This window comes from Micromonospora sp. NPDC047753 (assembly GCF_040642735.1).
Classification (GTDB): domain Bacteria; phylum Actinomycetota; class Actinomycetes; order Mycobacteriales; family Micromonosporaceae; genus Micromonospora.
Genome location: NZ_JBEYSL010000171.1, coordinates 1 through 12,721, shown reverse-complemented (window position 1 = coordinate 12,721; position 12,721 = coordinate 1). Strand labels below are relative to the sequence as shown.

The 12,721-nt window shown below is 71.7% G+C and carries 7 protein-coding genes and 3 pseudogenes; 6 read left to right on the top strand and 4 right to left on the bottom strand.

The genetic code is table 11. From position 1 onward, the window contains the following. Positions 1–1,080 (top strand): uroporphyrinogen-III C-methyltransferase (gene cobA, locus ABZ749_RS16585; protein WP_357228487.1); only part of this gene is annotated, 1,080 nt, incomplete at its 5' end. A gap of 3 nt (positions 1,081–1,083) precedes the next feature. On the opposite strand, the gene ABZ749_RS16580 is transcribed toward cobA (ABZ749_RS16585), so the two are convergent. Continuing rightward, entirely contained in the window at positions 1,084–2,856 is a 1,773-nt protein-coding gene (locus ABZ749_RS16580) for an FtsX-like permease family protein (protein ID WP_357228495.1), read from the bottom strand. On the opposite strand from ABZ749_RS16580, the pseudogene ABZ749_RS16575 reads away from it, so the two are divergent. Both ABZ749_RS16575 and otsB read left to right on the top strand, forming a co-directional pair. Further along, positions 2,833–3,771: pseudogene (locus tag ABZ749_RS16575) on the top strand (trehalose-6-phosphate synthase); the annotation flags it as partial. The gene ABZ749_RS16580 and the pseudogene ABZ749_RS16575 sit on opposite strands and share 24 nt — an antisense overlap. 41 nt (positions 3,772–3,812) lie before the next feature. Further along, entirely contained in the window at positions 3,813–6,377 is a 2,565-nt protein-coding gene (otsB, locus tag ABZ749_RS16570; RefSeq protein ID WP_357228492.1) for a trehalose-phosphatase, read from the top strand. A 185-nt stretch (positions 6,378–6,562) separates the two neighbouring features. Here otsB and cobA (ABZ749_RS16565) read toward each other — a convergent pair whose 3' ends face one another. The 3 genes and pseudogenes from cobA (ABZ749_RS16565) to ABZ749_RS16555 all read right to left on the bottom strand — a co-directional run. Then, complete coding sequence (gene cobA / locus ABZ749_RS16565; protein ID WP_357228485.1) at positions 6,563–7,885, bottom strand: uroporphyrinogen-III C-methyltransferase; 1,323 nt, start codon at positions 7,883–7,885, stop codon at positions 6,563–6,565. Between the two features lie 40 nt (positions 7,886–7,925). Continuing rightward, entirely contained in the window at positions 7,926–9,026 is a 1,101-nt protein-coding gene (gene cobT, locus ABZ749_RS16560; protein WP_357228489.1) for a nicotinate-nucleotide--dimethylbenzimidazole phosphoribosyltransferase, read from the bottom strand. Beyond that, a pseudogene (locus tag ABZ749_RS16555) lies at positions 9,026–9,319 on the bottom strand (aminotransferase); the annotation flags it as partial. The gene cobT and the pseudogene ABZ749_RS16555, both read right to left, overlap by 1 nt. Positions 9,320–9,322: 3 nt before the next feature. Here ABZ749_RS16555 and ABZ749_RS16550 point away from each other — a divergent pair. The 3 genes and pseudogenes from ABZ749_RS16550 to ABZ749_RS16540 all read left to right on the top strand — a co-directional run. Beyond that, positions 9,323–9,856, top strand: a pseudogene (locus ABZ749_RS16550) (cytochrome c); the annotation flags it as partial. Between the two features lie 64 nt (positions 9,857–9,920). After that, entirely contained in the window at positions 9,921–11,009 is a 1,089-nt protein-coding gene (locus tag ABZ749_RS16545; protein WP_357228482.1) for a Rieske 2Fe-2S domain-containing protein, read from the top strand. Further along, a complete protein-coding gene (locus tag ABZ749_RS16540; protein WP_357228479.1) occupies positions 11,006–12,637 on the top strand; it encodes a cytochrome b N-terminal domain-containing protein in 1,632 nt (543 codons plus the stop codon). Before ABZ749_RS16545 ends, ABZ749_RS16540 begins: the two co-directional genes overlap by 4 nt. The last annotated feature ends 84 nt before the right edge of the window (positions 12,638–12,721 follow it).

Here is a 12,721-nt window from a genome sequence, read left to right as displayed (position 1 = left end):
GGGAACGCGATCTTGTCGCCGACGTTGAGAGTGGAGAGGCTGGCGACGACCCGCAGCCGGGCCTGCGCCCAGTCGGCGGAGTTCGCCGCCGCCCACCCCGACCTGGACGTCCGCGTCGCCGAGGTGATCGGCGACTGTGACGCCCTCGCCGACCTCGTCCTGGAGCGGTACGCCGAGGCGCTGGGCGGGGACATCAGGATGAACTGCGACACCTGCGCGTACCGGGTGCTGATGCCCGGCTTCGCGGACAAGGTGGGTCGTCCGCAACGCCCGCACGACCACCCCGACGACCCGGTCGGTCACCACCATCACGACCACGGGCACGACCACCACGACCACGGGCACGGCTCGGTCGCCGTGGTCGGCGGCGGGCCGGGGCCCGACGACCTGATCACGGTACGCGCGAAGGCGCTGCTCGACGCCGCTGACGTCGTTGTGGTCGACCGGCTCGCCCCGCAGGGGCTGCTCGCCGGGCTGCGCCCCGACGTGCTGGTGGTCGACGCCGCGAAGGTGCCCCGTGGCCCGTCGATGGCCCAGGAGGCGATCAACGAGGCACTGGTGTCGCACGCCCGCGCCGGCCGGCGGGTGGTCCGGCTCAAGGGCGGTGACCCCTACGTCTTCGGGCGCGGCCACGAGGAGGTGCAGGTCTGCGTGGCGGCCGGTGTGCCGGTGACTGTGGTGCCCGGGGTGAGCAGCGCGCTCGCCGCACCGGCCCTCGCCGGTGTGCCGGTCACTCACCGGGGGGTGGCGCACGACGTCACAGTCGTGTCCGGGCATCTGCCGCCCGGGCACCCCGACTCGCTCGTCGACTGGGCGGCACTGGCCCGGGCCCGGGGCACCGTCGTGCTGCTGATGGCCGTCGACACCATCGCCAAGATCGCCGCCGTGCTGATCGAGCACGGCCGGGCCCCGGAGACCCCGGTGCTCGCCGTGCAGGACGCCGGGCTGCCCGACCAGCGATCGGTGCCCGCCCGGCTGGACGAGATCGGCGCTGTCGCCGCCCGGGAGGGTGTCGGCCCACCCGCCGTCTTCGTCCTCGGCCCGGTGGTGGCTCTCACCACCACCGGGCCGACGGGGTGAGCACTACTCGCTGCGGGCGGTCTCCGGTCCGGTGATGCGTTCCAGCAGCGGCAGGGTGGACGCGATGACGCCGAGGCAGGCTGCCAACCCGACCACGACGATCACGTAGAAGCCCGGCCGAGGCGCGACGAGGGTGTAGCCCATCTGCGCCCGGAGGAACAGGTGGGCGGCGAGGAGGCCCATGCCGATGGCGACGGCGGCGACGGCGAGCATCGGCACGGCGCTCTCCAACGCCACCACCCGACGCAGTATCCGCACCGGAGCGCCGCTGAGGCGCAGCAGGCTGAACGGCCGTCGGCGTTCGGTGAGACCACCGATGACGCTGACCGCGAGGCTGCACCCACCGAGCGCGAGGCTGGCGATGATGATGACGTTGGCCAGTTGCTCCCAGCCGCGCAGCGTGTTCGCGAAGTCCGACTCGAAGTCACCGGGCACGTTCGGCCCCACCCAGAAGGTCGGGAAGGCGACCTCCAGCACGGTACGGGTGCGCTCGACGGCGGCGGCGGAGCCGTCCGTGCCGACGACCATCGCCCCGACCGGCAGCCGTTGGAGTTCGTCGAGGGTGAGCGACGCGGCCGGCCAGACCGTCGCGGACGACGCCGACTCCCGCCAGCGGCTGAGGCCCATCGGCACCTCGATGACGGCCGCGCCGTCGGCGCACCGACCGTACTCGCTCGGGAGGTCGGTGCAGGCGATCACCCCGACCTCGCCCGAGTCGGTCACCACCGGGTTCTCGCGGATGGCGGTCGCGGAGCGCACCCCGGTGATCGCCCGCAGCTCGGCGACGAGCGTGCCGGGCACCGACGCTGTCTCCTCGTCGAAGACGGTGGTCACCGTGCCCGCGTCGGTCGAGCCGGTGGGTGCCGGGCCGCGGTTGGCGACGATCGTGGTGATCACGCCGACGGACACGCTCGTGACGAAGAGCGCGAGCATGATGCCGCTGATCGCCCGGAAGCCGGCCTTCGGATTGTCGGCGAGGCGCCGCGCGGAGATGAGCGTGGCCGGGCGGTTGGCGTACCGGGCCATCACCCGGGCGCCGACCATCGTCAACCACGGGCCGGCGAAGACCAGGCCGGCCATGATGAGCAGCAGCCCGGGCAGGAACACAGCGGCCTGACCGTCGGACGTCTCGGGCCGGAAGCCGAGCGCGAACACCAGCACTGCGACGCCGAGCACCATCGGGATCAGCCGGTAGGCCCGCGGCGCGCGGGGGGTGACCCGACGGGTGACGCCCAGCGGCGAGATCCGGACCCGACGCAGCGAGACCTGGGCGGCCAGCGCCGCGCCGGCCGGGACGCCGAGCGCCACGAGCAGGGTGTCCAGCACGCCCAGCGACATGTCGCTGGGGAAGAACGGCATGCCGGTGAACGGGATGTCCGCGAGCGGGCCGCGGAAGGCGTAGAACAGTGCGAAGCCGACGGCGGTGCCGGCGACGGCGGCGGCGGCCGCCTCCGCGGCGGCGACGATCGCGATCTGCCGGGGTGTCGCGCCGACCAGGCGCATCGCGGCGAAGCGCTGCTCCCGGCGGGCGGCGCTGAGCCGGGTCGCGGTGCCGATGAAGATCAGCACCGGGAACAGCAACCCGCCGGCGATCACGCCCAGGATGAGGTTCACAGTGGTCTCGGGGAGGGCGGGGGTCTCGCCGACGCTGGTGATCTGCTGCGCGTTGGGCAGTTCGGCGACCTGGTCGGGGGTGCCGCCGGCGATGACGAGCAGGGTGTCCGGCGAGGTCAGCGCGGCCGGGCCGACGGCCTGCGGATCGGGTTCTTCCTGCACATCCCGTTCCCGCCGATCGAGCTGTTCATGCAGATGCCGTTCCGCACCGAGATCCTGCGCGGTCTGCTCGGCGCCGACCTGGTCGGTTTCCAGCAGCGGCTGGCCGCGCAGAACTTCGTCCGGCTGGCCCGGCACCTGCTCGGGCTGCGCTACGAGGGGCAGATGATCCAGGTCGACGGTCGGCAGGTGAAGGCGGGCGCCTTCCCCATCTCGATCGACACCCAGGAGATGGAGCGGATGGCCGCCGATCCGGCGATCCAGGCCCGGGCCAAGCAGATTCGCGCCGAACTGGGCGACCCGAAGACGATAATTCTGGGCGTGGACCGGCTGGACTACACCAAGGGCATCGAGTTGCGGCTCAAGGCCTTCCGGGAACTGCTGGCTGACGGAAAGTTGACAGTTCCCGACGCGGTCATGGTTCAGGTCGCCACACCCAGCCGCGAGCGCGTGGAGCACTACCAGGCACTACGGGTGAAGGTGGAGCGCGAGGTCGGCCGGATCAACGGCGAGTTCGGCAGGGTCGGCGTGCCGGCGGTTCATTACCTCCATCAGTCGTACAGTCGCAGTGAGCTGGCGGCGATGTACGTTGCTGCCGACGTGATGATGGTGACCCCGCTGCGAGACGGAATGAACCTCGTGGCGAAGGAATACGTAGCATCACGTGCCGACCAGGGTGGCGCGCTCGTACTCAGTGAGTTCGCCGGCGCCGCCACGGAGCTTCGCCAGGCATTTTTGTGTAACCCGCACGACCCGGACGCGGTCAAGGACGCCCTCCTCCGGGCAGTGCACGTGGAGAAAACCGAGGCGCGCCGCCGGATGCGGACAATGCAACGTCACCTGCGTACCCACGACGTGGGCCACTGGGCCAAGTCTTTCCTCTCGGAACTCGGAGTTCCCGAGGCGGAGGCCGAGTGAACACGTCCCTCAACGATGGGGCGGCAGTCGCCACCGGGGTCATGGACCCTGAGTTGCGCTCCGCCATCGGCCGGATAGCCCGGGTCCCCCAACTCCTTGTCGCCTGCGACTACGACGGCACACTGGCGCCGATCGTGGAGGACCCGAGCACGGCCGTTCCGCTGCCCGAGTCAGTGGCCGCGGTCCGCGCGCTCGCCGCGCTGCCGCAGACCACAGTGGCGGTGGTCTCCGGCCGGGCGCTGCGCGACCTGGCCGCCCTCTCGCGGCTGCCCAGCGAGGTGCACCTCGTCGGCAGTCACGGCTCCGAATTCGACATCGGCTTCGTCGAGCGGCTCTCCCCCGAGCTGGTCGCCGTACGGACCCAGGTCCGCAACGCGCTGCGTGAGATCGCCGCCCAGCACCCGGGCATCCGGCTGGAACGCAAACCGGCGAGCGTCGCGATGCACACCCGTGGGGTCGACCCGCAGATCGCCGCCGCCGCGATCGAGGCGGTCCGCAACGGTCCGGCCACCTTCGACGGCGTCACGGTGACCCAGGGCAAGGAGGTCATCGAACTCTCCGTGGTGGCCACCCACAAGGGCACCGCACTCGACCAGTTGCGGACCCAGCTCGCCTCCAGCGCGGTGCTGTTCATCGGCGACGACATCACCGACGAGAACGGGTTCGGCCACCTGCACGGTCCCGACCTCGGCATCAAGATCGGCCCCGGTGACACCCAGGCCAGCTACCGGGTGGCCGACCCGCTGGAGGCCGCCCGCGCGCTGGCCCTCCTGCTGGAGACCCGGCGGCACTGGCTGTTCGGTGAGCGGGCGGTGCCGATCGAACGGCACTCCATGCTGGCCAACGGTCGTACCGTCGCTCTGCTCACCCCCGAGGCCAAGGTGAGCTGGCTCTGTCACCCCAAGCCGGATTCGGCGGCGATCTTCGCCGACCTGGTGGGTGGCAGCCCGGCCGGTCACTTCAGCATCGCCCCGGAACGTGGGGGCATCCCGCTGGGCCAGCGCTACCGCTCCGGCACGATGACGGTGGAGACCCGGTGGTCCGGGCTCACCGTCACCGACTGGCTGGACAAGCCGGCCCGGGAGACCACCCCCGGCGACAGCCCGGCGGTCCTCACCGGCGACTCGACCCTGGTCCGGGTGCTGACCGGCAGGGGCAAGGCCACTGTCGAATTCGCGCCGAGGCCGGAGTTCGGCCAGGTGGCCGTCCAGTTGCAGCCGCTCGGCGACGGCCTGCTGGTGCTCGGCTCGAACGAACCGGTCGCGCTCTACGCCCCCGGCGTGCAGTGGGAGGTCGGCAACGACGGAGGGTACGAGACCGCCAAGGCGACCGTCGACCTCTCCGCCGCCGGTGGGCAGGTGGTGCTGGAGCTGCGCTTCGGCACGCACAGCCTGGAGCACCACCGGGTGCCGATCCACGAGCGGCAGGCCGCAGCCGAGCAGCCGTGGAAGGACTGGGTGGCCTCGCTGCGGTTGCCGTCCACCTCCCGCGAACTGGTCGCGCGCAGCGCCCTCACCCTGCGCGGGCTCTGCCACGAGGCCACCGGCTCGATCCTGGCCGCGGCGACGACCTCGCTCCCCGAGGAGCTGGGCGGCGTCCGCAACTGGGACTACCGCTACTGCTGGCTGCGCGACGCCGCGCTGACCGCCCGCTCGCTCGTCGACCTGGGCTCCATCGAGGAGGCCGAGGCGTTCCTGCGCTGGGTGGACGGCTGCATCGAGCGCACCGGTGGGCACCCGGAGCGGCTGCACCCGCTCTACACGATCGACGGCTACGAGCTGGGCGCCGAAGCGGTCATCGACACGCTGCCCGGGTACGCCGGCTCCCGGCCGGTCCGGGTCGGCAACCTCGCCAACCACCAGTTGCAGCTGGACGTCTTCGGCCCGATCGCCGACCTGATCGCGGCCGTCGCCGACGCTCGCGGTTCGGTCCGCGACGACGAGTGGCGGGTTCTGGAGAACATGGTCGAGGCGGTCCGCCGCCGCTGGCACGAGCCTGACCACGGCATCTGGGAGGCCCGGCTGCCACCCCGGCACCACGTCTTCTCCAAGGTCATGTGCTGGATGACAGTCGACCGCGCGCTGCATGTGATGCGCGAGCACGGCGGCGAGGACCGGCCCGAGTGGAAGGACCTGCGCGACCGGATCGGCGCCAACGTGCTGGAGCACGGCTGGCACTCCGACGTCGAGGCGTACAGCGTCGCGTACGGGGACGAGGACATGGACGCCTCGTCGCTCTGGATCGGCCTCTCCGGCCTGCTCCCGGGCGACGACCCGCGCTTCCTGTCCACCGTCCTACGGATCGAGGCGGATCTGCGCAGCGGCCCGGTCGTCTACCGCTACCACTGGGACGACGGCCTGCCCGGCCGTGAGGGCGGCTTCCACATCTGCACGGCGTGGCTGATCGAGGCGTACCTACGCACCGGCCGCCGCACCGACGCCGAGGAGCTGTTCGCACAGATGGTGCTGACCGCCGGCCCGACCGGGCTGCTCCCCGAGCAGTACGACCCGCTCGCCGAGCGCGGCCTGGGCAACCACCCGCAGGCGTACAGCCACCTCGGTCTGATCCGCTGCGCCCTGCTGCTGGACAACATGCTCAAGCAGTAGTCGATCGAGAGACCACGACGGGCCGGAGCAGCGCTGCTCCGGCCCGTCGTCTGTCCCGGCTCCCGGCTCCCGGCTCCCGGCTCCCGGCTCCCGGCTCCCGGCTCCCGGCGAGATCTTGGACAGTTTCCGTCACGCGCTGACGGAAACTGTCCAAGATCTCCAATACTGCGGATGCAGCGACTCCCTCAGCCGTCGAGGGTGTTGACCACGTCGCCCACCACGACGACGGCGGGTGGCCGTACCTCGGCCGTGAGCACGTCGGCGGCCACCGCGTCGAGCGTCGAGCGCAGCACCCGCTGGGTGCCCGTCGTGGCTTCCTGTACGACAGCGGCGGGGGTCTGCGGCGACCGACCGTTGGCGATCAGGGTGGCCGTGATAGCGGCGAGGTTCTTCAGCCCCATCAGGATCACCAGGGTGCCGTGCAGACCGGCGAGGGCGTCCCAGCGCACCAGCGAAGCCGGTGCGTCGGGTGCCAGGTGTCCGGAGACGACGGTGAACTCGTGCGCCACGCCCCGATGGGTGACCGGGATTCCGGCCGCGGCCGGGGCGGCGATCGAGCTGGTCACCCCGGGCACCACCGTCACCGGGACACCGGCGGCAGCGCAGGCCAGCAACTCCTCGCCGCCACGCCCGAAGACGTACGGGTCACCGCCCTTGAGCCGCACCACGAACGCGCCGGCCAGGGCCCGGTCGACAAGGATCTGGTTGATCTCCTCCTGGGCCCGGGACGGGCCGTAAGGGATCTTCGAGGCGTCCACCAGTTCGACGTCCGGGCGCAGCTCGTCCAGGAGTAGTCCGGGCACCAGCCGGTCGGCGACCACCACGTCGGCCTCGGTGAGCAGCCGCCAGCCCTTCACGGTGATCAGCTCCGGGTCCCCCGGCCCCGCCCCGACCAGCGCCACCCGCCCGACCTGCCGCCCGCCGGTCACACCGGCCTCGGTCACACCGGCACCGAGCCCGCCGGGCGCCGCAGCAGCGGCACCGGCCTGGCCGGGCGGCGCAGCGGCAGCACCGAGCCCGCCAGGCGGCGCAGCGGCGGCAGCAGCGGGCGCCAGGCGGACCGCCAGAAGGTCGCGGACGGCGTCGCGGACGGTCATCGCCCGGTGCGGGTCGCCGCCGCCGAGCACCGCCACGGTGACCGGGCCGTGCCGGGTCACGGCCGGGGTCCAGGCGGTGGCGGCCGTCCGGTCGTCGGCCCGGACGCAGAAGATCCGCCGCTCGGCGGCGACGGCGCTCACCGAAGCCGCCGCCATCGGGTCGTCGACCGCGACCTGGACCAGCCAGGCACCGTCCAGGTCCTCGGGCACGAACCGGCGCGGCACCCAGTGCAGCCGACCCGCGTCCGCCCGGACGCGCAGCGCCGGAGTCAGCTCCGGGGCCACCAGCAGGACGTCCGCGCCGGCGTCCAGCAGCGCGGGTACGCGCCGGGTGGCGACCGCGCCGCCACCCACCACGACCACCCGCCGCCCGTGCAGCCGCAAACCCAGGGGGTACGGATTGGAGGTCACGCCGCACCACCGAAGCGGACGGCTCGTTCGCGGCGCGTGCTCACTTCTCGGCCACCCCTGCGGAGTCGAAGGTGGCCACCTCGTGCAGCACCCGGACCGCGCCGGTGACCACGGGCAACGCCAGCAGCGCGCCGGTGCCCTCACCGAGGCGCAGCCCCAGGTCGATCAGCGGGTCGAGGCCGAGGTGGCGCAACGCGACAGTGGCGCCGGGCTCGGCCGAGCGGTGGCCGGCGACCATGGCGCAGACCGCGTCCGGGGCGAACGCGGCGGCGGCGAGCGCGGCCGAGACCGCGATCACACCGTCCAGCAGCACCGGTGTGCGGCGCGCTGCGGCCCCGAGGATCAGCCCGGCCAGGGCGGCGTGCTCCAGACCACCGACGGCGGCCAGCACCCCCAGCGGGTCGGCCGGGTCGGGGGTGTGCCGGGCCAGCGCGGCCCGCACCACAGCCACCTTGCGCGCGTACGTCGGGTCGTCGACCCCGGTGCCCCGACCGGTGGTGTCGAGTGGGTCGGCGCCGGTGAACGCGGCGATCAGCACGGCGGCCGGGGTGGTGTTGCCGATGCCCATGTCCCCGGTGAGCAGGATGCCGGCACCGGCGTCGATCAGTTCGTCGGCGATCCGGATGCCGGTCCGCACCGCCGCCAGCGCCTCGTCCCGGGTCAGCGCCGCCGTCACTGTGAGGTCGCCGGTGCCCCGGCGGACGGACGAGACAACCAGCCGAGGCACGGCCGGGTCGAGCACGACCGGGTCGGCGGCCGGGTCGAGCAAAGCCGGATCGGTGGGCAGCGGGGTGGCCACGCCGACGTCGACCACGGTGACCGAGGCGCCGGCCTGCCGGGCGAACGCGTTGACCACCGCTCCACCGGCCAGGAAGTTGCCGATCATCTGCGCGGTGACCTCCTGCGGCCAGGGGCTGACCCCCTGGGCGTGCACCCCGTGGTCGCCCGCGAAGATCGCCACTGCGGCCGGCTCGGGCAGCGGTGGTGGGCAGACTCCGGCCAGGCCGGCGAGGCGTACCGAAAGCTCCTCCAGCGCGCCCAGCGAGCCCGCCGGCTTGGTCAGCCGGCCGTGCAGCGCCCGGGCGGCGGCCATTGCCTCTTCGTCCGCCGGGCGGATCGCCGCGATAGTGGTCTCCAGCATCATGCCTCCATGGTCTCGCGCAGCACGTCGATGAACTCGTCGGTGGTGTTTCGGTCGCGTACGGCCACCCGCAGCCAGTCCGGGCCGAGGCCGGGGAACGTGTCGCCTCGGCGTACCGCCCAGCCGCGCTCGCGGAGGGCGGCCCGGATCGCTGTCGCGCCCGGCAGGTGCAGCAGGACGAAGGCGCTGGCGGGACGGCCGACGACGCGTACACCGGGCAGTTCGGCGAGGCGCGCGACCAGGTGCTCGCGGTCGGCGGCGAGGTCGGCGGCGATCGCGCGTTCGGCCTGGACCGGGTCGAGTTCCAGGTCAGCTCCGGGCGGATGCCGCTGGCCCGCCAGGAGGCCCAGGCGCACCGCAAGCCCCCGGTCTTCACCGACGAGCAGACCCGTCAGCTGGCCCAGTACATCCAGGAGCTTGGCGGCGGCCCGGTCGTGCCCGAGGGCGACGACCTCCGCGAGGACGGCAACATCGCCGCCGGCGGTGAGCTGTTCCGGATCAACTGCTCGCAGTGCCACGCCTTCGGTGGCGGCGGCGGTGCGCTCTCGTCGGGCAAGTTCGCCCCGAGCCTGCACCCCGCGACCGACCGCCAGATCTACGCGGCGATGTTGAGCGGCCCGCAGAACATGCCGGTGTTCGGCGACAACCAGCTCCGGCCGGAGCAGAAGGCCGACATCATCGCCTACATCCAGGAGACGCTGAAGCACGACCAGGACCCGGGTGGGTTCAACCTCGGACGTTACGGCCCGTCCACCGAGGGTTTGGCGATCTTCCTGGTCGGCATCGTCGCGCTCGTCTTCGCCAGCCTGTGGATCGCGGGTAAGTCGTGATCGAGCAGGCCATCCGATTCAGTGCTGTGGTGCCGCTCGGCGCCACCCGTAGCGAGGTGACGGCATGAGCACCCACCCCGAGCACCAGGCCTCACACGGCCCGGAGCCGCTCGACGTGAACGACCCCAGGCTCACCCGGTTCGACATCGTTCGTGAGGGCGCTCGTCGGGACGACATCGAGATCGTCCACTACGAGCCGCAGGTGCTGCCGGGCACCAAGGCGGAACGACGGCTGACCCGGGTGGTCGCCGGCTTCTTCCTGATCACCGGCCTGGCCGCGACCGCCTTCCTGGCCATCTACATCTGGTGGCCGTGGCAGTACGAGGCCGGCCGGGGCGGCGACAAGTTCTACACCCCGCTGCTCGGCTTCACCCTCGGCGTAGCCCTGCTCGCCGTCGGCTTCGGCATCCTGACCTGGGGCAAGAAGTTGCTGCCCAAGGAGGTCTCGATCCAGGACCGGCACGAGGGCCAGGTGGACTCCGAAGGCCGCACCATCACCGGCCAGACCATGCTCTACATGGCGGACGAGCTGGGCGTGAAGCGTCGCCCCCTGCTCGGCATCTCGCTGCTGGCCGGCCTCGCGCCGGTCGCCGCGGTCGCCGCGGCGCCGCTGGTCGGCGGCCTGATCTCGCAGCCGCACAAGAACAACCAGATGTTCACCACCGGGTTCGCCACGCCCGAGGGCGGCCAGCGGATCCGCCTGGTCCGCGAGGACGGCCGGCCGATCCGCCCGGCGGACATCAGCACCGGTGGGCAGCTGACCGTCTTCCCCGGCATCGACCACGGCGTGAGCAACAAGCACGCCGACTCGCCGACGCTGCTGATCCACCTCCGCGACTCGGACGCGCAGGAGTCGCGCCGGGCCAACGAGAAGGTTGGTCACGGTGACTACATGTGGGGCAACTACGCGGCGTTCTCCAAGATCTGCACGCACGCGGGATGCCCGGCCAGCCTGTACGAGCAGCAGACCAACCGGCTGCTCTGCCCGTGCCACCAGTCCCAGTTCCTGATCACCGACAACGCCCGGCCAGTCTTCGGCCCCGCCAGCCGGCGGCTGCCGCAGCTGCCGATCGAGGTGGACTCCGAGGGCTTCTTCGTGGCGAAGTCCGACTTCACCGAGACCGTCGGGCCTGATTTCTGGGAGCGGCCATGAAGCGTCGAAAGTTTGACCTTGCGGCGACGCCGGGCAAGGCAGCGGTGGGAGTGGACGACCGCTTCGCGGTGGCCACCCCGCTGCGCAAGCTGCTGAACAAGGTCTTCCCGGACCACTGGTCCTTCCTGCTCGGCGAGATCGCGCTGTTCTCGTTCGTCGTGCTGCTGCTGACCGGTGTGTTCCTCACCTTCTTCTTCGAGCCGGCGATGACCGAGGTGGTCTACGACGGCAGCTACGCGCCGTTGCAGGGCACCCCGATGTCCGCCGCGTACGCCTCCAGCCTGGACATCTCGTTCGATGTCCGGGGCGGTCTGGTGATGCGGCAGATGCACCACTGGTCGGCGCTGCTGTTCATGGCCGCGATCGTCGTGCACATGCTGCGGGTCTTCTTCACCGGCGCCTTCCGCAAGCCGCGTGAGACCAACTGGATCATCGGTTCGCTGCTGTTCTGGGTGGGCTTCCTGGCCGGCTTCAGCGGCTACTCGCTGCCGGACGACGGCCTGTCCGGCACCGGCCTGCGGATCGCCTCGGCGATCATGCTGTCCATCCCGGTCGTCGGCTCCTGGGTCACCTCGTCGATCTTCGGCGGCGAGTTCCCCGGCACGATCATCATCAGCCGGTTCTTCATCGCCCACGTGCTGCTCATCCCGGGTCTGCTGGTCGCGCTGATCAGCGTCCACCTGGGTCTGGTCTTCAAGCAGAAGCACACCCAGTGGCCCGGCCCCGGCCGGACCAACAACAACGTGGTCGGCGAGCGGATGTTCCCGCGGTACGCGCTGAAGCAGGGCGGCTTCTTCATGGTCGTCTTCGGCGTCATCGCGCTGATGGGCGGTCTGTTCCAGATCAACCCGATCTGGTTGTTCGGCCCGTACGAGGCGTGGGTGGTCTCGGCCGCCAGCCAGCCCGACTGGTACGTCATGTTCCTCGACGGGTCGACCCGACTCATGCCGGCCTGGGAAATCAACATCCCGCTCGGCGACGGGTACGTCATCCCGCCGCTGTTCTGGCCGACTGTCGTGCTGCCCGGCATCCTGGTGGGCCTGTCGACGATGTACCCGTTCCTGGAAGCCCGGCACCTCAAGGACCGCAAGAGCCACAACCTGCTCCAGCGGCCTCGGGACGCTCCGGCCCGGACCGCCGTCGGCGCCATGGCCGTCTCGTTCTACATCGTGCTGACGCTCTCCGGCGCCAACGACGTGATCGCTGACAAGTTCCAGATCAGCTTGAACGCGATGACCTGGGCGGGCCGCATCGGCCTGCTGGTGGTCCCGCCGTTGGCGTACTACGTCACCTACCGGCTCTGCCTGGGTCTGCAGCAGCACGACCGGGAGGTGCTCGCGCACGGCGTGGAGACCGGCATCATCCGGCGCCTGCCGGACGGCCGGTTCGTCGAGGTGCACCAGCCGCTCAGCGCGTCCAACGGGCACGCGGACGGTCACGGCCAACTGGACTACGTCGGCTGGGTCGTACCGAAGAAGATGAACCGGCTGGGGGCCCTCGGCCCGGCCATCCGGGGCTTCTTCTACCCGATCGAGAAGCCGGTCGAGGCACCGGTCTCGCCGGGGCACCCGCCGGTCGAGGCCCGACCCGAGCGCGAGGAGATCGGCAGCGGCGAGAGCCGCCGCTGACCGCCCAGTCACACCATTGAGGGGTCGGCCACCCGGGTGAGGTGTTCGGCGCCGTCGGGATTGTTCCCCTCCGCCTGAACGACC